Genomic DNA, 21,812 nt, shown 5'->3' on the forward strand with positions numbered 1-21,812 from the left:
GCGGGAACGCGGACAGAGGGAACGGACGGGGCAACGGGCGGGCAGGGCGGCGCGGTCCCGTCCTCACCGCACCAGGGGCGCCGAGGCCAGTTCCGCCACCAGCCAGGCCGTCGGCACCAGCACACCCAGCAGGGCCGCCACCCGCAGCGCGGCGGCGGCGCGCAGCAGCCGCCGCGGTACGCCGAGCCGCCGCAGCCCGTCGTTGGCGGGGGCACGGGCCGCACGGAACTCCGACGCCGCGCTCAGCGCGCCCGCCACCGCGCACACCACGACCACCGCCGTCCCCAGCGCGGCCAGCGGCCCCACGGCCGGCGCCCCGCCGCCGAGGACCGCACCCGGCCCGCGCAGCCGGGCCGCGGCCAGCGCCCCCGCCGTCACCGCGCACAGCACCCCCACCGGATGGCCCACGCGCGGGGCCTCCTCCCGCAGCACCCGGCCCGACAGCAGCCGCAGCACCCCCGGCCGCCCGACCGCCAGCAGCAGCCCGCACAGATGGACCAGGCCCGGACCGGCCAGCACCAGCCCCGCGGCGATCAGCAGCCAGCCGGCCACGATCCCCGGTCCCAGGGCGTCCAGCGGGCCCGGCAGCGGCATCCGCGGGCCGGCGGAGGCGATGAACCGCTCGACGGCGTAGGCCTCCAGGGCCAGACCGGTCGCGGTGACCGCCACCCCCCAGGGCAGCCCGGCGGGCACCGGCGGCGGCCGGTGGGGGAGGGCGGCGGCCGGTCCCGGCCGGTGGCCGCCGGGCACCGCCCGCATCCGGGCGGTCACCGCGCTCGCCCCGGCCGCGGCCAGCGGCGGCACCGCCAGCAGCGTCAGCGCCGCAGCCCGCGGCAGCGGATGCCCGGCGCCCAGCAGCTCACCCGCCGCCCCGGCCAGCGGCGCCCCGTCCAGGGCCCCGCCGAACGCGCCGTCGAGCGCGCCGCCGAGCCCGCCGCGCAGATGGAGGAAGACCGGCAGGGCCAGCGCGCACCCCAGCGCGCAGTACAGGCCCGTGGCGAGCGCGGCCAGCAGCGGCAGCCGCGCGGGCCCCACTCCGACCGCGTCCAGCCCGGCCCGGGGGCGCACACCCGGGTCACTGCGTACGACGGTGACGGCGAGGTGCACACAGGCGGCCAGCGGCACCGCGCACCACAGCAGCCGGGCCGCCGCCGCGCCGGGCCGCTCCGGGTGGGCGACGGCATGGCCCAGCGCGCTCAGCAGCAGGAATCCCACGGCTCCCGCGGTGCAGGCGACCAGCGTCCGCCGTGCCAGCGCCGAGGGACGGGAGGTGCGTACTAGGCGGAGAGCGAGCACGCTGCCCTGCCCTCCGGACCGGGTCTCACGGGCGTGTCCGTGGGCGGCGGGGCGTCGGGGCCCACCCGGCGGCCGTCCACGAGCGTGACCGCGCGGTCCGCCACTCCCGCCACCCTGGCGTCGTGGCTGGCCAGCACCACCGTGATCCCGTGCGAGCGGGCCGCGGTGGTCAGGGTGCGCAGCACCTGGGCGCGATCGGCCTGGTGCAGCGGCGCGGTCGGCTCGTCGGCGAAGACCACCGCCGGGGAGTGGGCCAGCGCGCGGGCGATGGCCACCCGCTGCCGCTGCGCCTGCAGCAGCGCGCCCGGCCGGCTGCGGGCGCAGTACCCGACGTCCAGCCGCTCCAGCCACTCGCACGCGGTGCGGCGGGCCCGGCGCCGCCCGGCGCCCGACAGCAGCAGCGGCAGCGCGGCGTTCTCCCACACCGTCAGCTCCGGCAGGAGGTGCGGTTCGCTGCCGATCCAGCCGAAGCGGTCGCGGCGCAGCCGCTCGCGGGCCGGTACGGGCAGGGTGTGCAGGGGGACGCCGTCGAACCACACCTCGCCCCGCGCCGGCACCAGCCGTCCCGACAGGCAGCCCAGCAACGTGGACTTGCCGCAGCCGCGCGGTCCGGTGACGCAGAGGATCTCGCCCTCGCGGACCCCGACGCACACGTCCAGCAGCGCGGGCGAGCCCTCGTACTCGTGGTGCAGCCCGCGCGCCCGGAGCAGGTCCTCGGGTGCGGCCACCATGACGGGCACCTCCGCTCCTCGCCTTGGGTCGTGCCTCCTCCCCGACGGCTTGCAACGAGCGCCAGGGGGATCGGTCACTGGCACGGTACGGACCACGGCCGCGGCCGCGGTGGCGGCGGGCGCGGGAGCCGCCCAGTTTCCTCCGAATGGTCCTTCGGAGAGTTCTCTCCAGTATTTCCGCCATTCGGGTGCCCGGAGCGGAAGAAATCCCGGACGGGCAGGTGTGCCCAACACGTTCTTCGATGGTTAGGGTGGGTGTTCCACTCATCGGACAACAGAGCAGGAGTGCGCGAAGATGGGCACCGAACTGCGTCGGCTGCGCAACTACATCGACGGGGAGTTCCGGGACGCCGCCGACGGGCGCACCACCGAGGTCGTCAACCCGGCGACCGGCGAGGTGTACGCGACGGCGCCGCTGTCCGCCGCCGCCGACGTCGACGCGGCCATGGCCGCCGCCGAGGCCGCCTTCCCCGCCTGGCGCGACGCCACCCCCGGCACCCGGCAGACCGCCGTCCTCAAGATCGCCGACGCGATCGAGCGGCGCGCCGACGAACTGCTGGCGGCCGAGTGCGAGAACACCGGCAAGCCGCTGGAGCTGACCCGGCAGGAGGAGCTGCCGATGATGCTCGACCAGGTCCGCTTCTTCGCCGGTGCCGCCCGCCTGCTGGAGGGCAAGTCCGCCGGCGAGTACATGGAGGGCATGACCTCCTTCGTGCGGCGCGAGCCGGTCGGCGTCTGCGCCCAGGTCGCGCCGTGGAACTACCCGATGATGATGGCCGTGTGGAAGTTCGCCCCGGCGCTGGCCGCGGGCAACACCGTCGTCCTCAAGCCCTCGGACACCACCCCGGCCTCCACCGTCCTGCTCGCCGAGATCATCGGCGGGGTGCTGAAGGAGCTGGACCTGCCCGCCGGGATCTTCAACGTCGTCTGCGGCGACCGCGACACCGGCCGGCTGATGGTCGAGCACCGCGTCCCGGCGATGGCCTCCATCACCGGCTCGGTCCGCGCGGGCATGGAGGTCGCCGGCAGCGCGGCCAAGGACGTCAAGCGGGTCCACCTGGAGCTGGGCGGCAAGGCCCCCTGCGTGGTCTTCGAGGACGCCGACATCCCGGCCGCCGTCGAGGGCATCCGCGACGGCGGCTTCTTCAACGCCGGACAGGACTGCACCGCGGCCACCCGCGTACTGGTCCACGAGTCGGTCCACGACGAGTTCGTCGCGGCCCTCACCAAGGCCGCCGCCGAGGTGAAGACCGGCGACCTCGGCGACGAGGACTGCTTCTACGGGCCGCTGAACAACCCCACCCACCTGGAGAAGGTCACCGGCTTCATCGAGCGCCTGCCCGACCACGCCAAGGTCGAGACCGGCGGCCACCGCGTCGGCGACAGGGGCTACTTCTTCGCCCCGACGGTGGTCTCCGGCCTGCGGCAGGACGACGAGATCGTCCAGAACGAGGTCTTCGGCCCGGTCATCACCGTCCAGAGGTTCACCGACGAGGCCGAGGCCGTTCGGTACGCCAACGACGTCGAGTACGCCCTGGCGTCCTCGGTGTGGACCAAGGACCACGCCCGTGCGATGCGGATGTCCAGGGCGCTGGACTTCGGCTGCGTGTGGATCAACACCCACATCCCGCTGGTCGCCGAGATGCCGCACGGCGGCTTCAAGAAGTCCGGCTACGGCAAGGACCTCTCCGCGTACGGCCTGGAGGACTACACCCGCGTCAAGCACGTGATGACGGCCCTCTGAGACGCCCGTGCCCCGGCACGCCTGCCGCCCTCCGGCCCCGCACCCCTCCCGGGCGCGGGGCCGGAGCCGGCCGGCGATCCGGTCAGCGCGGCCAGGCGGCCAGGTACGCGTCGATCTCGGCCGTCAGGGAGGACTTGACCTGCGCGGGCGCGAAAGAGGCCGTCACCGCGTTCTTCGCCAGCTCCGCCACTCCGGCCGCGTCCAGCCCCAGCAGCCGGGCGGCGATCTCGTACTCCGTGCACAGGTCGGTGCCGAACATCGGCGGGTCGTCGCTGTTGACGGTGACCAGCACCCCCGCCTTGACCATCTCCGCGATCGGGTGCTCGTCCAGCGAGGCGACGGCGCGGGTGGCGACGTTGGAGGTCGGGCAGACCTCCAGCGGGATGCGGTGCTCGGCCAGGTACGCCAGCAGCTCGGGGTCGCGCACGGAGCTGGTGCCGTGCCCGATGCGCTCGGCGCGCAGGGAGTCCAGGGCGTCCCAGACGGTCCGCGGCCCGGTGGTCTCGCCCGCGTGCGGGACGCTGTGCAGCCCCTCGGCGATCGCGCGGTCGAAGTACGGCTTGAAGTGCGGGCGCGGCACCCCCACCTCCGGACCGCCCAGCCCGAAGGAGACCAGGCCCTCGGGGCGCAGCTCGCAGGCCAGCCGGGCGGTCTCCTCGGCGGCCTCCAGCCCCGCCTCGCCGGGGATGTCGAAGCACCAGCGAAGGGTGACGCCCAGCTCGGCGGCCGCGGCCCGGCGGGCGTCCTCGATGGCCTCCATGAAGGCGCGCTCGGGTATGCCGCGCCGCGTCGAGCTGTAGGGGGTGACGGTCAGCTCGGCGTAGCGGATGTTCTGGCGGGACATGTCCCGGGCGACCTCGTAGGTCAGCAGCCGGACGTCCTCGGCGTCGCGGACCAGGTCCACCACGGACAGGTAGACCTCGATGAAGTGGGCGAAGTCACTGAAGGTGAAGAACTCCGCGAGAGCTTCCTCGTCGGCCGGGACCGCGGAGTTCGGGTGCCGGGCGGCCAGCTCGGCCACGATGCGGGGGGAGGCCGATCCGACGTGGTGGACGTGGAGTTCGGCCTTGGGAAGGCCGGCGATGAACGCGGACAGACCGCCGCTGCCGGGGCTGGGCAAGATTCCTCCAGATGGACGGGGGCGCGGCCATGGTAGGCGGGGGCCGGGCGAGGCGCACGCACGCCTACGATGGCCGGACACGCGACGAGGAGGGGACATGCCGGAGAACCCGGGCCCGGGGGAGGGCGTACCGCTCGGCAAGGCCGGCGGGCAGGAGGCCGGCGCGCCGCCGTCCGGCCAGCCGACCGTGACGGCGTTCGTGCCGCCGGCCGGGCAGCCGCCGCAGCCGCCCGGGCAGGGCTACGGGCAGGACTACGGGCAGGGGCACGCGTACGGTGGCCCGTGGCCGGGTGCCGCGCCCCAGCCCGGCCACGGATACGGTCCGGCGGGCCCGGTGGGGCCGGTGCCCGGCTGGGCGCCGCTCCCTCCGCCGCCGCAGACCAGCGGCATCTGCACCGCGGCGATGGTCCTCGGCATCGTCAGCATGGTGCTGGTGACGACCTTCTACGGCGCGGTCCTGGCCGTCGTCACCGGCCCCGTCGCCATCGGCCTGGGCGTCGCGGCGCGCCGCAGGATCAAGCGGGGCGAGGCGTACGGCAGCGGCCAGGCGACGGCCGGACTCGTCCTCGGGGTGGTCTCCTTCGTGATCTCGGCCGTGATCATCGCGCTGGGCGCCTGGTTCTTCCTCAACATCGACCGGTTCGGCCCGGCGGAGGAGGACTCCTGGCACGAGGACACCAACCACACCCAGGTGGTGGACCGGATGCCCGGCGCCGGCGGGCACGGCCCGTCCGCCGGGGGGCTCTAGGAACCGCCCGGCGGGTCCGGGCGGCGCCGCCCGGACCCGCGGGAGGCGCGGGAGGCGGCGAGGACGGCGGCCAGCAGCGGTACGCCCAGGCACCAGCTGCCCAGCACGTCCAGCGGCCAGTGGTACCCCCGCCACACCAGCCCCGCGCCCACGGCGGCGCACACCAGCGCGGCAGCCGCCGGCAGCGCCCACCGGGCCCACCGCAGCCGGGCGCGGACGTGGGGCAGCACCAGCAGCGCGGCGGCGCCGTAGGCGACCAAGGCCGTCGCCGCGTGGCCGGAGGGGAAGTAGCCGGTGCCGTCGAGCGGGCCGGGCCGGCCGGTCAGCGCCTTCAGCGGCGCCACCAGCAGCGGTACGGCGGCCATCGCCGCGGCGGTAGCCGCGACCGCCGGCGGCGGTCGGCGGCTCCGGCGGCGTCCGCGCACCCACGCGTACGCCAGCGCCGCGGCCAGGACGGGCAGCGCGACCTCGATGTTGCCCAGGTCGGCCAGGAACTCGGCGAGCGCGGTCGGCGGGGCGTCCTCGCGCATCTCCCGCGCCAGGCGCTTGTCCCCCTCCGCCAGCGGGCCGCCCGCGGTCACCTGCCAGGTGACCGCGGCGAAGAGCAGTAGGGGAAGAACCACCGCCAGGAGGACCGTCAGGAGCGGAGCCGGGACCGGGAGCCGCCGCGGAACGCGGAACGGCGGCCCCGGAACAGGGGGGAGGGTTCCGGGGCCGCCGTGGCGACCGGTCACCGCTCGCCCCGGGGGGTATGGGGCGGGCGGCCGTCCGATCGGTGAGGAGTGTGCGCGAGGGCACGGCCGGACCGGATGAGGGGAATCACCGGCTCGGCACCGTCCGCGGAGACCCGCGGGCGGGACACTGCGTTCTTCCGAGGAAGACCGTACGGCAGACGGCGGGCGACGGACAGGCGTGTCACCGCAAGGCCATGGCCCCCGCACACGTTCTTCACGCAGCTCCTCTTTCCGGGATCGTTCCGGGGTCGTCCCGGGATCGCTCCGGGTGTCACCCCAGGCTCGCCAGGGCCTCCTCGACGACGTCCAGGCCCTCGTTCAGCAGATCCTCCCCGATCACCAGCGGGGGCAGGAAGCGGACCACGTTGCCGTAGGTGCCGGTGGTCAGCACCAGCACGCCCGCCTGGTGGCAGTGCCTGGCGACGGCGGCGGTGGCCTCGGGGTGGGGCTCCTTGGTACCGGGCTTCACCAGCTCGATCGCGATCATCGCGCCCCGGCCGCGGACCTCGCCGATCACGCCGTGCTGCTGGGCCATCTTCTCCAGCCGGGGCTTCATGATCTCCTCGATGCGGCGGGCCTTCGCGTTCAGGTCCAGCTCGCGCATCGTCTCGATCGCGCCCAGCGCGGCGGCGCAGGCCACCGGGTTGCCGCCGTAGGTGCCGCCGAGGCCGCCGGAGTGCACGGCGTCCATGATCTCGGCACGGCCGGTGACGGCGGCCAGCGGCAGGCCGCCGGCGATGCCCTTGGCGGTGGTGATCAGGTCCGGGACGATCCCCTCGTCCTCGCAGGCGAACCACCGGCCGGTGCGGCAGAAGCCGGACTGGATCTCGTCCGCGACGAAGACGATGCCGTTGTCGCGGGCGAACTCGGCGATACGTGGCAGGAAGCCCTTGGCGGGCTCGATGAACCCGCCCTCGCCCAGCAGCGGCTCGATGACGATCGCGGCCACGTTCCCGGCCCCGACCTGCTTGGAGATCTGGTCGATCGCCTGGGCCGCGGCCTCCTCGGCGCAGTTCTCCGGACCGGTGGGCCAGCGGAAGGGGTAGGCGACCGGCACCCGGTAGACCTCGGGAGCGAACGGGCCGAAGCCCTGCTTGTAGGGCATGTTCTTCGCGGTCAGCGCCATGGTGAGGTTGGTGCGGCCGTGGTAGCCGTGGTCGAAGACGACGACGGCCTGGCGCCCGGTGTACGAGCGGGCGATCTTCACGGCGTTCTCGACCGCCTCGGCGCCCGAGTTGAACAGCGCCGACCGCTTGGCGTGGTCGCCGGGCGTGAGCCTCGCCAGCTCCTCGCAGACCTCCACGTAGCCCTCGTAGGGGGTCACCATCACGCAGGTGTGCGTGAACCGCTCCAGCTGGGCGGCGGCGCGGCGCACCACGGCCTCGGCGCTGTTGCCGACCGAGGTCACGGCGATGCCGGAGCCCAGGTCGATGAAGGAGTTGCCGTCGACGTCCTCCAGGACGCCGCCCCCGGCGCGGGCGGCGAACACGGGCATGACCGTCCCCACGCCCGCCGCCACGGCCGCCTGCTTGCGGGCCATCAGCTCCTGCGACTTCGGACCGGGGATCGCGGTGACGACGCGGCGCTCCTGGGGGAGGGCGGGGCCTCCGGACAGTTCGGTCATGGCAGACTCCTCGGGCTCATCGGTGCGAAGGGGTGTTCAAGGGTGTGGTTTCTCGCAGGCTAGGCCGGGGGAGGGCACGTCGACATGCACCGCCGCGGAGAAGTGTCCGTGTCGTGTTGGCCGCGGTGGACATGGCCGTTCGTGTACGGCGGCCAACTGCGGTTCCCGGGGACTAGATTGGGACGGTGGACGGGCGAGGGCGTGCCGGACGAGGAGCTAAGCGGGGCATGGTGGACGGCGGGGCGCACGGGACATGGGGCGCGGGGGATCCACGGGACCCGCGCGGGGCGCACGGCGGGCGAGGGGACCTGCCGGTGATGCCGCCGGCCCCGCCCGCGCCCCCGATGCCGCGGCAGGCGCCCGCGGCCGGGCCGCCCCTGAGCGAGTGGCTGCGCACCCCGCGGCCCGAGGCCGGCCCGGGGATCTGGCGGTACGGGCACCGTCCCAGGCCGCCGGAGGACCCCGACCGGCTGGAGGACCGGCAGCTGCTGGGCGGTGCGGCGCTGGTGGTGCTCTGCGGGCTGCTGGTGTGGTCGCTGTGCTGGAACGGCTACATCGAGTTCTGGGTGAAGCCGCTGGAATGGTTCACGCCCGACTCCTGGCGTGAGCCGGGCGGAGACCACGTGGCATTCGTCCGGGCAGCGAAGATCTACGAGTACCTGTTCACCGTCGTCTTCTTCTCGGTTGTCGTCTGGATGGCCCGGGGCGGCGAGATCTGGCGGCGCCATGTGCGCCCCCGGCTGCGCGGGTCGCGAGGTGCCGGGGAAGGGACCGGGGGAGGGGCGGACGGCTCCGCCGCCCCGGCGGCCGAGCCCCCCGGCGGGCCCTCCGACCCGGCGCTGTGGCCACAGTTGCGGGCCGTGGGCGAGCGCGCCGCGGCCGACCGGCTGGCGGCCGAGATCCACGGCGGCCGGATGAACGACGTCGACTATGTCCGGATCGACCGCGCCTGGCAGGCGGCGCGGTCGCGGTACGAGCAGCTACCCGCCTTCACCGAGGCCGTACTCGACCGGGGGGCTGCCGCCTTCGCCCACCCCTCCGGCGACCGCGACCTGCCCGTCCGGGCGGCCCGGCACGATCTGCTGACCGGGCAGGTGCGGCTGGGTGCCGCGCCCGACGAGGAGCGCAACCCGTACGCCTACCGCGGCGTACGCCTCGCCCTGGAGCCCGCGCTGCTGAGCACCTCGATGCTGGTGGTGGGGCCGTCGGCGGCGGGCAAGACCAGCCGGGTGGTGCGGCCGGTGGTGGAGTCCCTGGCCCTCCAGGCCCTCGCCGGACGGGCCGCCGTGGTCGCCGTGGGCGCGGCGGGCGCCGGACTCGGCCCCGACGAGGCCTACGACGTGGTGATCCGGCTCGGCGACCCCGGCAGCCCCCACGACCTCGACCTCTACGGCGGCTCCGACGACCCGGACGAGGCCGCCGCCGTCCTGGCCGAGGCGCTGGTCGGGGACGCACCCGGCGGCCCGGTGGGCCCCGGCGGTGCGGGCGGCTTCGGCGGCGAGTCCGACACCCGCCGCGCCGCCACCGCGCTCGCCCAGCTCATCGGCCCCCACCGCAGCGCCCACGGCCGCTTCCCGTCCGTGCCCGAGCTGCGCGAGCTGCTCGACGGGGTGCCCGTCGCCCTCGCCGCGCTGCGCCAGGCGTGCGAGGCGGCCGGTGACGGCGCGGCCCTGCGCGAACTGGACGCCCGCGAGCGCCAGTCCGGGCGGCCCGGCGATCCGGGCCCGCTGCTCGCGGACCGGATCGCGCTGCTGGACCGGCCCGCGTTCGCCGGGTTCTTCGACACCGGAGGCACCACCCGCCCCTTCGCCATGCGCGATCTGGCGCACCCGCTGCGAGTGCGGATCGACCTGCCCGAACGCGGCCACGCCGAGGCCTCCCGGCTGCTGGCCCGGCTGCTGCTCGCCCAGTTCACCGCCTGCGCCCGCGACCGCGACGAGCGGTCCCTCTTCGCCTGCCTGGTCCTCGACGACGCCGCGCACACCCTCACCCCCGCCTCCGTACGCGCCGTCCAGCGGCTGCGGACGGCCAACGCGGGGGTGGTGCTGGCGCTGCGCAGTCTGGACGAGGTGCCCGAGCCGCTGCGTGCGGCGGCGGTGGGGGCGGTCGGCTGCCGGGTGGTGCTGTCGGGGGTGAGCACCTGGGACGGCGAGGTGTTCGCGCAGGCGTGGGGCCGCGACTGGGTGAAGACCGAGGACGTCACCCACAACCCCGACTTCTCCGGCGGCACGCTCCGGCGTGCCCTGCGCGGGATCCGGACCCTGTTCACCGGGGTGCGGGCGACCACCCGCTCGGTCACCGTGCGCACGGTCCAGCGGGAGCGCTGGTCCGCCTCCGACCTGGCGCACAAGGTGCCGCCGGGCCACGCGGTGGTGTCGCTGACCACCTTCCGGGGCGAGGCGAGCCCGCCGGTCCTCACCCGGCTCGGGGAGTAGCCGGGGCGCGCGTGCGGCCTGGGCTGCGGGCGCGGGCTCCGGGGTGCGCGCGGGAGGCGGCGCGACGGGTTGGGCGCGGGAGGGCGCACGACGGCGCGCGCGGCCGTACGGTCGGTGGTGGCGCGGCCTTATCCTTGCTACCGCACGGACAGTACCCGCCGCCCTCCTCCCCCGCCTGCCGGGCCGCCGGCCGGCGGTCGACCGCCGGAAAGGGCCTCAGGTCAGCCATGCCGATCACCCTCGCCTCGCTGGTCCAGCACTCCTCCCTCAAGCTCGCCGTCCTCGCGGGCGAGGGGCGGCTGGACACCCCGGTGCGCTGGGCGCACGTCAGCGAGCTGGCCGACCCCGTGCCGTATCTGGAAGGCGGGGAGCTGCTGCTGGTCACCGCGATGAAGCTCGACGTCGAGGACGCGGAGGCGATGCGCCGCTACGTCGCCCGGCTGGACGCCGCCGGTGTGGTCGGGCTGGGCTTCGCGGCCGGGGTCGCCTACGACACGGTGCCTCCGGCGCTGCTGGACGCCGCCCGCGAGGCGGGCTTCCCGCTGCTGGAGGTGCCCCGGCGCACCCCGTTCCTGGCCATCGGCAAGGCGGTCTCGGCGGCCAACGCCGCCGAGCAGTACCGCGCGGTCAAGGCCGGGTTCGAGGCCCAGCGGGAGATGACCCGCGCCGTGCTCTCCGCGCGCGGCGCATCCGGTCTGCTGGCGAAGCTGGCGGCCCACGTGGACGGCTGGGCCGCGCTCTACGACGTCTCCGGCGCGCTGGTCGCCGCCGCCCCGTCCTGGGCCTCCCGCCGCGCCGCCGAGCTGACCGGCGAGGTGCGGCGGCTGCGCGACCGCTCCGCCACCGCGAGCGCTGTGGTGAGCGGGACCGGCGGCCGGGCGGGCGACCGGGTGGAGCTGCAGTCGATCGGTTCCGGGCGCCGGGTCAGGGCCGTGCTCGCGGTCGGCACCGGCGCCCCGCCGGGCACCGCCGAGCGCTACGCCGTCAACTCCGCGGTGGCCCTGCTGACCCTGACCACCGAGCGCTCCCGCGCCCTGCTGGAGGCCGAGCAGAGACTGGGCGCGGCGGTGCTGCGGATGCTGCTGGCGGGGGAGGCCGACCACGCCCGGGCGGTCGCCGGTTCGCTCTACGGCACGCTGCTGGACGAGCCGCTTCGGGTGGTCGTGGCCGAGGGCGCGGCGGGACGGCGCAGGGCGGCGGACTCCCGGGAGTCCGGTGAGGACGGGGGCGGCGCCGCGGGAGAGGCGGGGGAGCCGGAGGGCGCACTGCCCGCCGGTGTGGAGGCGCTCGCCGAGAAGACCGAGTCGGCCGCCGCCCGGGCGGGGGAGTCGGTGCTGCTGGTCCGGCACGACCGGCGGCTGGTGGGACTGGTGGCGGACGGCGGCGCCGCCGCGGCGGCCTGTGCGGACTTCGCGAGCCGGGCCGAGGCGGCGGGCGGGGGCGGCCCGGCGGGCGCCGGCGCGGAGCACACGGTGGTCGTCGGCGTGTCGGCGCCCGCCGGGCTGGCCTCCGTCGCCGTGGCCTTCAAGCAGGCCGAACAGGCGCTGTCCGTCGCCCGCCGCCGCGGCCGTGCGCTGGTCGAGCACGAGGACGTGGCCTCCGGCTCGGTGCTCCCGCTGCTGGCCGACGAGGCGGTGCGAGCCTTCGCGGACGGAATGCTGCGCGCGCTGTACGAGCACGACGCGCACGGCCGCGGCGATCTGGTCGCCTCGCTGCACGCCTGGCTCTCCCGGCACGGGCAGTGGGACGCGGCCGCCGCCGACCTCGGCGTCCACCGGCACACCCTCCGCTACCGGATGCGGCGGGTCGAGGAGATCCTCGGCCGGTCGCTGGACGATCCGGACGTGCGGATGGAGCTGTGGCTGGCGCTCAAGGCGACGGCGACCGTGCCCCCGGTCCGGAGGGACCAGGGGCGGTCCCGGAAGGACTGACTCCCGGAAGGGCCGGTGCCACTCAGGGCGTCAGGGCGTCAGGAGCAGTACTGCTGCTCCTTGCCGATCGAGCGGTACATGCAGTCGGCGTTCTCCAGCAGCAGCAGGACGGCTTCCTCGTTGCGGCTGGTCTCCCGCTCGATCACCTCGTCGGGCGGGTAGAAGCCCTCCCGCCCGTTCGGACCGGGGTACATCTCGAAGGTGTAGCTGAAGATGCGGTGCTCGGCCCACAGCCAGTCGTTGATCGTGCCGTCGGTGATGTACAGGTCGCTGGACTGCTGGGGGGTGTAGCCGTTGGACGCGGCCATCGCCCTGCCGACGGTGGCGAAGGCGTTCCGGTCGTCCTGGGTGAGCCCCGGAGCGGTGTCGCTGTAGGTGTAGCCGTACGGCCACAGCACCAGCTCGCTGTAGGTGTGGAAGTCGATGTGCGCCTTGATCTGCTGCTGCCCGCCCACCACACGGCTGCGGACGAAGTCGGCGACGACCTTCACCTCCGGCGCGGACCCGGCGGACGGACCGCGGTAGGTGGAGCTGGAGGGGCTGGAGGAGGAACCGCCGCAGCAGCCCCACTTGTAGTACCAGTTGCGGTTGAGGTCGGTTCCGACGTAGGAGGAGCCGGAGTTGGGCTGGCGGTTCTTGCGCCAGCTGCGGTAGGTGCCCGAGGCGATGTCGTACTCGCCGCCGTCGGGGTTCACGTCCGCGACGACCCACAGCTCGCGCGCGTTCACCATCCGGGTGATGCGGGAGTCGCTGCCGTACCGCTGCCCGAACTCCCGGATCACATAGAGCGCCATCTCGACGGTCAGGTGCTCGCGGGCGTGCAGGTGGTGGGTGAACAGCACCTCCGGCTCGCTCTCGTCGGCGGAGACGTTGTCGCTGATCTTGACGGCGACGATGTCGCGGCCCTGGTAGGTCTTGCCGATGACCTTCTTGGCCATGATGGACGGGTACTTCTGCACGTACCCGTCGATGGCCGCCATGGTCTCGGCGTAGTTGTGGTAGCCGGAGTCGCTCGGCGGGTAGTCGAGGGTGCGAGCCCCGTCGCTCTCGGCACCCCGCTGCGGGGGAGCGGGCAGCGCGGTGAGGCGGTGGCCGGCCTTCCGCAGCTTCTCGGCCTGCGCGGCGTCGGCGGTGACCACCACCGAGTGCTCGCGCACCGCGTCGACGGCCGCACCCGTACGGGCGATGGCCGTGCGCTGTTCGACGCCGGTGATCCCGGCGACCTCGTACTGCCGCTCGCCGGCGGGGGTGGCCCGCCGGCCGTCGTCTCCGGGAGCGGCGGTGGCCTGCGTCCCGAGCGGAACGGCCAGTGCGAGGGTGAGGAGGAGGGCGGCGGTGAGGGTCCGCCGCCCGTGAGGACGTCTACGCATCGCGTCTCCTGGGGTGTCCAGTTCGACGGGTGGGGGTGGTGCGTTCCGTGCCGTGTCATGGTCGCGGCAAAGTGGCGGGCGGGCAAGCGGGCCGTACCTGCCAAAGCGGTGCGCGGAACAACCCGAGTGATACGCGCCGGACAAGAGTCCCGTACGGCCCGGGCCCCTACGGTGGTGCCAGGAGCCGGCCGCGCAGCAGCCCGGCCCCGACCACCACCTCCACCGCTCCACCACTTCGGAAGGGCCGGGATACGCAGTGACCACAGCGACTTCCCCACACGCGTTCTGGCTCGCCGGCCGCGAGGCGACCGGCGACGAGACCTTCGAGGTCACCTCGCCCTGGGACGGCCGGACCGTCGGCACCGTCAGCGTCCCCACCGAGGCCCAGGTCGAGCAGGCCGTGGCCGCCGCGGCCGAGGTGGCCGCGGAGTTCGCGGCCACCCCCGCGCATGTGCGCGCCGCCGCCCTGGACCACGTCCACCGGCGGCTCACCGAGCGCGCCGAGGAGATCGCGCAGCTGATCTCCGCCGAGAACGGCAAGCCCGTGAAGTGGGCCCGCGGCGAGGTCGGCCGCTGTGTGTCGGTCTTCCGCTGGGCCGCCGAGGAGGCCCGCCGCTTCAACGGCGGCACCGCGCAGCGGCTGGACACCGACGCGGGCGGGACCGGCCGCCTCGCCCTGACCCGCCGCTTCCCGCGCGGGCCGGTGCTGGGCATCGCGCCGTTCAACTTCCCCCTCAACCTGTGCGCCCACAAGGTCGCCCCGGCCATCGCGGTCGGCACGCCGATCATCCTCAAGCCCGCCCCGGCCACCCCGCTGTCCGGGCTGCTCATCGGCGAACTGCTGGCCGAGACGGACCTGCCGGCCGGCTCCTGGTCGGTGCTCCCCGTGCCCAACGACCGCATGCCGTCCCTGGTGGCCGACGAGCGCCTGCCGGTCATCTCCTTCACCGGCTCCGGCCCGGTGGGCTGGTCCATCCTGGACGCGGTACCCCGCAAGCGCGTCACGCTGGAGCTGGGCGGGAACGGCGCGGCCGTCGTACTGGCCGACTACTCCTCCGACGCCGACCTGGACCGGGCCGCGCAGCGCATCGCGACCTTCTCCAACTACCAGGGCGGCCAGTCCTGCATCTCCGTCCAGCGCGTCATCGCCGACGCCTCGGTCTACGACCGGCTGGTGCCCAGGGTGGTCGAGGCCGTCGAGGCGCAGGTCACCGGCGACCCCGCCGACGACGCCACCGACGTCGGCCCGCTGATCAGCGAGGACGCCGCGAAGCGGGTGGAGTCCTGGGTGGACGAGGCGGTCGCGGCCGGCGCGAAGCTGCTGACCGGCGGCAAGCGCGACGGCGCCTCGTACGCCCCCACCGTCCTCGCGGACGTGCCCGCCGACGCCACGGTCTCCTGCGAGGAGGTCTTCGGGCCCGTGCTGACGCTGACCTCGGTCGACGGCGAGGAGGCCGCCTTCGCCGCGGTCAACGACTCGAAGTACGGCCTGCAGGCGGGGGTCTTCACCCACGACCTGCAGGCGGCCTTCCGCGCCCACCGCGCCCTGGAGGTCGGCGGCGTGGTCGTCGGCGACGTGCCCTCCTACCGCGCCGACCAGATGCCCTACGGCGGCACCAAGGAGTCCGGTGTCGGGCGCGAGGGCGTGCTGTTCGCCATGGAGGACTACACCTACGAGCGGGTGATGGTCCTCACCGGCCTGGACCTGTAGCCCCCGCTCCGGCTGCCCGGCTGCCCGGCTGCTCGGACGCCCGGACAGCCGCCGCGGCCCGGCCCCGGAAGGAGGTCCGGGCCGCGGCGCGGGCCCGCCTGTCGTCAGGTGGTTTCGGCGGAAGAGGGACCGCCGAAGCCCAGACGGGCCAGTCTGAGGGAGCCGTGCAGGGCGACGCGCAGATCGCACACGCCCGAGGGCGGATCGTCCAGGACGGCCCGCACGGTGGTGTAGGCGTAGCGGTCGCCGGTGTGGGGGACGGTGAGGCGGGCCAGGACACGGCCGTCGCGGCCGCCCCCGCCGCCCTCGTCGCCGCTCTCCAGGAGCAGCACGATCTCCGCCTCGCCCGGCTCGGCGCGGGCGGCCTCCACCGTCACGGAACCGGCACCGGTTCCGAAGTCGCAGTCGTGGAAGACCAGTTCGGCCGCCTCGGAACCGGCCGGGACGACCGGGGCGACCGCGTCACCGCGCTCCCGGCTCAGGTCCACCAGCTCGGTGCCGCTCTGCTCGTCGTAGTCGGCGGCCCGGATCCGCGCCACCGGACGCGGAGCGCCGGACTCGCCGTCGACGCGGAAGACCGCGCTGCGGCGGATGTCGGCGCTGGAGGCGCCGATGTCGGCGGCGTAGGCGCCCGGTGCCACCCGCCACCGGCCGTGGGCCACGTCCCAGAAGCCGAGGGCCCGGGAGACCGGGACGGTGAACTCCACCTCCCGCGACGCGCCCGGGTCCAGCCGGATGCGGCGGTGGGCCGCCAGCGCGCGGTGCGGACGGGGCAGCCGGTGCCCGCCGATGCCGCCGGTACCGGCGCATCCAGGGGCTTCGGTGGTTCCGGCGGCGCGCACGTAGAGCTGTACGACCTCGTCGCCCGCCACCGCGCCGGTGTTGGTCACCGTGCAGCGGACGGTCAGCGTCCCGCCGTCGCAGGAGACCTCCGGCTCGCCGTAGCCGAAGGAGGCGTACGACAGGCCGTGGCCGAACGGATAGAGCGGTGTGCCGTCGAAGTACAGATAGGTGGTGCGCGCGCCGATGACGTCGTAGTCCAGCAGACCGGGCAGATCGGCGTCGTCGGCGTACCAGGTCTGCGGCAGCCGCCCGCCCGGTGAGACGTCGCCGGCCAGCACGGCGGCCAGCGCCTCCCCGGCCGCCTGCCCGCCGTGGGCGGTCCACAGCAGGGCGGGCAGCGCCTCGTCGGCGTCACCCACCGCGTACGGATAGGCCGAGGTGAGCACCAGCGCGGTACGCGGGTTGGCGGCGCGGGCCGCCCGCCACAGCCGGTCCTGCTGCGGCGGCAGGGCGAGGGTCGCGCGGTCCTCGGTCTCGCGCCCGCCGATGTGCGGGTCGTTGCCCGCGACGACGACCACCACGTCGGCCTCCAGAGCGGCGGCGCGCACCTCGTCCTCGCCGCGCCGGACGGTCTCCACGGCGAACACCGTGCCCGGTCCGCCGTCGGCGGCAACCCGGACGCCGTCGGCGGCGACTTCCACGTACCGGCCCGTCCCCCGGTGCCTGAGGAGGTGTCCGCCGTCGTGGGGCTCCAGCTCGAAGGTCTCCTGGACCACCCAGCCGCCCGGCTGCTCGGCCGATGCCCGCACGAGGCCGTCGTCGGCGACCGACAGATAGCGGCCGCAGCCCGCGCGCAGCGTCAGCACCCCGCCGCCCCAGTCCACCAGCGCGAACTCCTCACCGGCGACGGCGCTCACCGTCAGCGGGGGCAGATCGGTGCGGCCGCGCAGCAGCGCCGGGTCCAGCGCGCCCCCGGCCGCCGGGTCGCCGGACACCCGCTCACCGGGGCCGGTCTCGGGCACGGCCAGCCAGCCGCCGGGGCAGCCCAGCCGCACCCGGTCGGCGCCCTCGGCGTACACCACCCGGTCCGCGCCGAACCGCTCCCGCAATCCGTCCAGGGGGGTGGAGCGGCGCAGCAGCGCGCCGCTGTACCAGTCGAGCTTGCACTCGTCGGCCAGCAGCCCGACGACCGCCACCCGCGCCCCGTCCGCCAGCGGCAGCAGACCGTCGTTGCGCAGCAGGACGATCGCCTGCTCGGCGGCCTCGCGCGCCAGCTCCCGGTGCCCTGGGGTGTCGAACGCGGCCTCCCCGTCGAACGGTTCGGGGTCGAACTCGCCCAGCGCGCACCGCATCGCCAGCAGCCGCAGCACCGCCGCGTCCACGTGCTCCTGCCCGATCAGCCCGCGCTCCAGCGCGCCGCGCACCCGGGCGGTGATCTGCGAGGAGTCCTCGCCGTGGTCGGTGAAGCTGTCCACCCCGGCGCGCAGGGCGGCGGCGGTGGCCTCCTCGTGGGTGCCGAAGTAGCCCTGGGAGCCGGCCAGGTTGCTGGGCGCGCCGGCGTCCGAGCACACCACCAGGTCGTGGTCGCACCAGGTGCGCAACTGCTCGGCCAGCAGCGGCGAGAGGTGGTTGGGGCGGCCGTTGACCAGGTTGTACGCGGGCATCACCCCGGCCACCGCGCCCGCCTGGACCGGGCCGCGGAAGGCCGGCAGCTCGTACTCGTGCAGCACGCGCGGGCGCACCGAGGCCGAGGAGGTGTCGCGGTCGGTCTCGTTGTTGTGCGCCAGCCAGTGCTTGAGCACCGGGGCGGTGCGCCAGCGGGTGGGGTGGTCGCCGCGCAGGCCGCGGGTGTAGGCGGTGGCGATCGCGGCGGTCAGATGCGGGTCCTCGGAGTAGCCCTCCTCGTTGCGCCCCCACAGCGGATGGCGCAGCAGGTTGACGGTGGGCGACCAGACGTTCAGCCCGACGCGCGGATCGCGGGCCCGCATCGCGCGCACCTCACGTCCTACGGCCTCGCCCACCCGCCGCACCAGTTCGTCGTTCCAGGTCGCCCCGAGCCCGACGGCCTGGGGGAAGACGGTGGCCGGACCCATCCAGGCCACGCCGTGCAGCGCCTCCTGGCCGGTGCGGAAGGCGGCGACGCCCAGCCGCTCCACGGCGGGGGTGAACTGGTGCAGCATCGCGACGCGCTCGTCGGGCGTGAGTCGCGCCAGCAGGTCGGCGGCGCGCTCACGGGCCGGCAGCGCCGGGTCGCGGAAGGGCGGCTGGTCGGTGCTCACGTGCGGAAGGTCCCCTCCGGAAGATGGGCGGCCGCCACCGCGCGGCGGGTGCGTGCGGTGGTGCGTGCGGTGATACGGCGGTACGCGATTCGAAGCGCTTCGATGCTGGCGGGGCACCGGGCCGGGTGTCAAGGAGCTGAACGGCAGACAACCGCCCGGACCCCTGAACTGCCTGTATCCAGGCCGCTTCCGGTGCTTCGATGTTTCTTCGCCCCGACCCTTGCGCGGTATGACCCTCGCACTTAATCTCGGCGCAACATCGAAGCGCTTCGACCGACCTGCCCGACCGGCGGGGCCGCACGCCGGCCGTTCGCCCCGTCCGTCCCGCCGATGCGCCGCCACGAAGGGTTGCCGCCATGTCCCAGACCACCAGCCCCAGCCGGAGAACCTTCCTCGCCTCGACGGCCGTCGCCGCCGCGGCGGTGGGCGGCGTACCGCTGCTGTCGGCGTGCTCCTCCGAGGGCGGCGGCAACCGGAACGAGGGCACGACGACGAAGAAGGACGCGGCGAAGATCCTCCCGACGTACGTCGCCTCCAAGGTCGTCGAGCCCGACATCCCCGGCGAGAACGGCTCGCGCCCCGGCTTCACCGGCAAGGCCGAGCCGTACGACGCGCTGCCCGCCTCCGTCCCCGAGAAGATGGGCAGGGGCGGCGAGATCGCGATCATGAGCCCGCTGTGGGGCACCCCGCCGAAGAAGGACTGCGCCTACTACCGGGCCGTCGACGAGGCCATCGGCGTGAAGGTCGACTGGCAGACCCAGGACGGCAACACCTACGGCGAGAAGCTCGGTGCCGTCCTCGCCTCCAGCGGCATCCCCGACATGGTGGTGATCCCCAGCTGGGAGATGCAGGGCAAGATCCCCAGCGCCATCGACAGCCGCTTCGCCGACCTCGGCCCGTACCTGTCGGGCGACGAGGTGAAGAAGTACCCCAACCTCGCCGCGATCCCCACCGCCGCCTGGCAGATGTCCATCTTCGGCGGCAAGCTGAAGGGCCTGCCCATCCCCGCCGGCGCGGTCGACATCATCATCCCCTACTACCGCCAGGACGTCTTCGAGGACAAGGGCTGGGAGGTGCCCACCAGCCCGCAGGAGTTCACGGACCTCGCCAAGGAGATCACCGCGCCGAAGTCCAAGGTGTGGGCCTGCGAGGACATGAAGTGGACGGCGTTCAACGTCTTCGGCGTGCTGCCGGACAAGCCGTACTGCTGGCAGTGGCAGGGCGAGAAGCTCGTCCACCGCATCGAGACTGACAACTACCTCGAGGCGCTGGAGTGGACCCGCAAGCTCTACGCCGCGGGCGTCGTCCACCCCGACGCCAGGACCGGCCAGGGCGACGCCGGCACCCGCTTCACCGCCGGCCAGTCGATGATCACGAACGACGGCAACGCCAAGTGGTACGGCTGGACCTTCGAGCAGAGCGAGCAGAACCCCGACTTCCGCGTCCAGGGCATGGACATCTTCGGCCACGACGGCGGAGACCCGCAGCTCTACTTCGCCAACCCGGCCGGCATCTGGGCCTTCATCAACCGCAAGGCGTCCGAGGAGACGGTCCAGGAGTGCCTGGCGATCGCCAACTTCGCCGCCGCCCCCTACGGGACGAAGGAGAACCGCCTGGTCAGGTACGGCGTGGAGGGAACACACCACACGCTGAAGGACGGTGTGCCCACCAAGACCGGGCAGGGCGTCACCGAGGTCCAGGACACCTACTTCTTCACCGCCAGCGCCGAGGCCGTCGCCGCCTTCCCCGACCACCCGCAGGTCGTGCGGGACTGGTGCGGCTGGCAGCAGCGGATGGGCGCCTTCATGAAGAAGCCGCTGCTGTACGGGATGCAGGTCCGCGAACCCAACCGCTGGGCCAATCTGAGCGACCAGTTCGAGGACCTGGAGAACGACGTGGTGCGCGGCCGCAAGAAGGTCTCCGACGTGCAGAAGGCCGTCGAGGACTGGCGCCGGGCCGGCGGCGACGACCTGCGCGACTGGTACCGGAAGCTGATCGAGGACGCCGGCGAGTCCGCCGCCTGACGCACCCGTGCACACAGGCCCCCGGCCCGGCGGCCCGGCGGTGCGGCGCCCACCGCGGCGCACCGCACCACCGCACCACCGCACCACCGGACCGGGGCCGGAACGACGCTGACGAGGAGAGTCCCGTGTCCCACAGCACGGCCCCGGGCGAGGCACCGGCCGGCGGCACCGGCACCACCGGGATGGCCCCGGCACCCCACCTGGCACCGGTCGCCCCGGCCGACTCGCCCACCGCGGACGGGAACCCGCCGCACGGACGCGGGAGCGGCGGAGACGGCGGAGGCGGGGGCCGCGGGAAGCCCAAGGTCCCCCCGCCCCCCGGCGGCATCACCTGGCGGCACCGGCTGCGCCGCGACCGGGCCCTGGTCCTGATGACGCTGCCCGCCCTGCTGCTGGTCCTGGTCTTCGCCTACGTACCGCTGCTGGGCAACGCCGTGGCCTTCAAGGAGTTCGACCCGTACGTCGGCGAGTCCTTCACCGAGTCCTTCGCCCTCAGCCCCTGGATCGGCGGCGAGAACTTCCAGCGGATGTGGGAGGACCCCTACTTCTGGTCGGCCGTCGAGAACACCCTGGTGATCTTCCTCATCCAGCTGGTGTTCTTCTTCCCCGTCCCGATCCTGCTGGCGCTGCTGATCAACAGCATCATCAGCCCCCGGGTGCGCGCCTGGACGCAGGGCGTGCTGTACCTGCCGCACTTCTTCTCCTGGGTGCTGGTCATCACCGTCTTCCAGCAGATCCTCGGCGGCGCCGGGATCATCGCCCAGAGCATGCGCGAGAGGGGCTGGGGCGGCGGCTTCGACCTGATGACCGACCCGGGCTTCTTCAAGTTCCTGGTCACCTTCCAGGCCATCTGGAAGGACGCGGGCTGGGGCATCATCGTCTTCCTCGCCGCGCTGGCCGCCGTCAACCACGAGCTGTACGAGGCCGCCGCCGTGGACGGCGCGGGCCGATGGCGGCGGATGTGGCACGTCACCCTGCCCGCGCTGCGCCCGGTGATCGCCCTGCTGCTGGTGCTGCGCGTCGGCGACGCCCTCACCGTCGGATTCGAGCAGATACTCCTGCAGCGCACGGCGGTGGGCACCGGCGCGGCCGAGGTCCTGGACACCTACGTGTGGAACGTCGGCCTGGAGAACGGCGACTTCGGCTACGCGGCGGCCGTCGGCATCGTCAAGGGCGTCTTCGGCCTCTGCCTGGTGCTGGCCGCCAACAAGACCGCCCACCTGCTGGGCGAGCAGGGGGTGTACAAGAAGTGAGCGTGCTGACCGAGGACCGCGAGCGGGAG

General features: G+C 74.5%; 14 protein-coding genes. 7 read left to right on the forward strand and 7 right to left on the reverse strand.

Features of this window, described 5'->3' with window-relative positions; translation table 11 throughout:
* Nucleotides 1-63 precede the first annotated feature (63 nt).
* Together BMY40_RS21650 and BMY40_RS21655 are read right to left on the reverse strand one after the other, a co-directional pair.
* The gene (locus BMY40_RS21650; RefSeq protein WP_093662178.1) at nucleotides 64-1,296 is read right to left on the reverse strand and encodes a hypothetical protein; all 1,233 of its coding nucleotides are present in this window, start codon (nucleotides 1,294-1,296) and stop codon (nucleotides 64-66) included.
* Entirely contained in the window at nucleotides 1,278-2,027 is a 750-nt protein-coding gene (locus BMY40_RS21655; RefSeq protein WP_093662317.1) for an ABC transporter ATP-binding protein, read from the reverse strand. Before BMY40_RS21655 ends, BMY40_RS21650 begins: the two co-directional genes overlap by 19 nt.
* Before the next feature lie 295 nt (nucleotides 2,028-2,322).
* On the opposite strand from BMY40_RS21655, the gene BMY40_RS21660 reads away from it, so the two are divergent.
* A complete protein-coding gene (locus BMY40_RS21660; protein WP_093662180.1) occupies nucleotides 2,323-3,771 on the forward strand; it encodes a gamma-aminobutyraldehyde dehydrogenase in 1,449 nt (482 codons plus the stop codon).
* A gap of 82 nt (nucleotides 3,772-3,853) precedes the next feature.
* Here the strand turns inward: BMY40_RS21660 and BMY40_RS21665 are convergent, their stop codons facing one another.
* Nucleotides 3,854-4,891, reverse strand: a complete 1,038-nt coding sequence (locus BMY40_RS21665; RefSeq protein ID WP_342745084.1) for an adenosine deaminase — start codon at nucleotides 4,889-4,891, stop codon at nucleotides 3,854-3,856.
* Between the two features lie 97 nt (nucleotides 4,892-4,988).
* Here BMY40_RS21665 and BMY40_RS21670 point away from each other — a divergent pair, with 97 nt between their 5' ends.
* Entirely contained in the window at nucleotides 4,989-5,639 is a 651-nt protein-coding gene (locus BMY40_RS21670; protein ID WP_093662184.1) for a DUF4190 domain-containing protein, read from the forward strand.
* Here the strand turns inward: BMY40_RS21670 and BMY40_RS21675 are convergent.
* Together BMY40_RS21675 and gabT are read right to left on the reverse strand one after the other, a co-directional pair.
* Nucleotides 5,636-6,262 carry a phosphatase PAP2 family protein gene (locus BMY40_RS21675; protein WP_342745085.1) on the reverse strand — a complete coding sequence of 209 codons (627 nt, stop codon included), beginning with the start codon at nucleotides 6,260-6,262 and terminating at the stop codon, nucleotides 5,636-5,638. The genes BMY40_RS21670 and BMY40_RS21675 overlap by 4 nt on opposite strands.
* A 382-nt stretch (nucleotides 6,263-6,644) precedes the next feature.
* Entirely contained in the window at nucleotides 6,645-7,997 is a 1,353-nt protein-coding gene (gabT, locus tag BMY40_RS21680) for a 4-aminobutyrate--2-oxoglutarate transaminase (protein WP_093662186.1), read from the reverse strand.
* Between the two features lie 227 nt (nucleotides 7,998-8,224).
* Between gabT and BMY40_RS21685 the strand changes: the two genes are divergently transcribed.
* Together BMY40_RS21685 and BMY40_RS21690 are read left to right on the forward strand one after the other, a co-directional pair.
* Entirely contained in the window at nucleotides 8,225-10,432 is a 2,208-nt protein-coding gene (locus BMY40_RS21685; RefSeq protein ID WP_425443151.1) for an ATP-binding protein, read from the forward strand.
* 227 nt (nucleotides 10,433-10,659) lie between these two features.
* Nucleotides 10,660-12,363 carry a PucR family transcriptional regulator gene (locus BMY40_RS21690; RefSeq protein WP_093662190.1) on the forward strand — a complete coding sequence of 568 codons (1,704 nt, stop codon included), beginning with the start codon at nucleotides 10,660-10,662 and terminating at the stop codon, nucleotides 12,361-12,363.
* 38 nt (nucleotides 12,364-12,401) lie between these two features.
* On the opposite strand, the gene BMY40_RS21695 is transcribed toward BMY40_RS21690, so the two are convergent.
* Entirely contained in the window at nucleotides 12,402-13,733 is a 1,332-nt protein-coding gene (locus tag BMY40_RS21695) for a M14 family metallopeptidase (RefSeq protein WP_093662192.1), read from the reverse strand.
* Nucleotides 13,734-13,989: 256 nt separating this feature from the next.
* Here BMY40_RS21695 and BMY40_RS21700 point away from each other — a divergent pair, with 256 nt between their 5' ends.
* Nucleotides 13,990-15,444: an aldehyde dehydrogenase family protein gene (locus BMY40_RS21700; protein ID WP_093662193.1), complete on the forward strand. Its 1,455-nt coding sequence runs from the start codon at nucleotides 13,990-13,992 to the stop codon at nucleotides 15,442-15,444.
* A 104-nt stretch (nucleotides 15,445-15,548) separates the two neighbouring features.
* On the opposite strand, the gene BMY40_RS21705 is transcribed toward BMY40_RS21700, so the two are convergent.
* Nucleotides 15,549-18,506 (reverse strand): glycoside hydrolase family 3 C-terminal domain-containing protein, encoded by a 2,958-nt coding sequence (locus BMY40_RS21705; RefSeq protein WP_093662195.1) that lies wholly within the window; start codon nucleotides 18,504-18,506, stop codon nucleotides 15,549-15,551.
* Nucleotides 18,507-18,862: 356 nt separating this feature from the next.
* Here BMY40_RS21705 and BMY40_RS21710 point away from each other — a divergent pair, with 356 nt between their 5' ends.
* On the forward strand, nucleotides 18,863-20,530 hold the full coding sequence (locus tag BMY40_RS21710) for an extracellular solute-binding protein (RefSeq protein WP_093662197.1): 1,668 nt from the start codon (nucleotides 18,863-18,865) through the stop codon (nucleotides 20,528-20,530).
* A gap of 125 nt (nucleotides 20,531-20,655) precedes the next feature.
* The gene (locus BMY40_RS21715; RefSeq protein WP_245770234.1) at nucleotides 20,656-21,783 is read left to right on the forward strand and encodes an ABC transporter permease; all 1,128 of its coding nucleotides are present in this window, start codon (nucleotides 20,656-20,658) and stop codon (nucleotides 21,781-21,783) included.
* Nucleotides 21,784-21,812: the final 29 nt, after the last annotated feature.

It is taken from the genome of Streptomyces radiopugnans, assembly GCF_900110735.1.
Classification (GTDB): Bacteria; Actinomycetota; Actinomycetes; order Streptomycetales; family Streptomycetaceae; genus Streptomyces; species Streptomyces radiopugnans.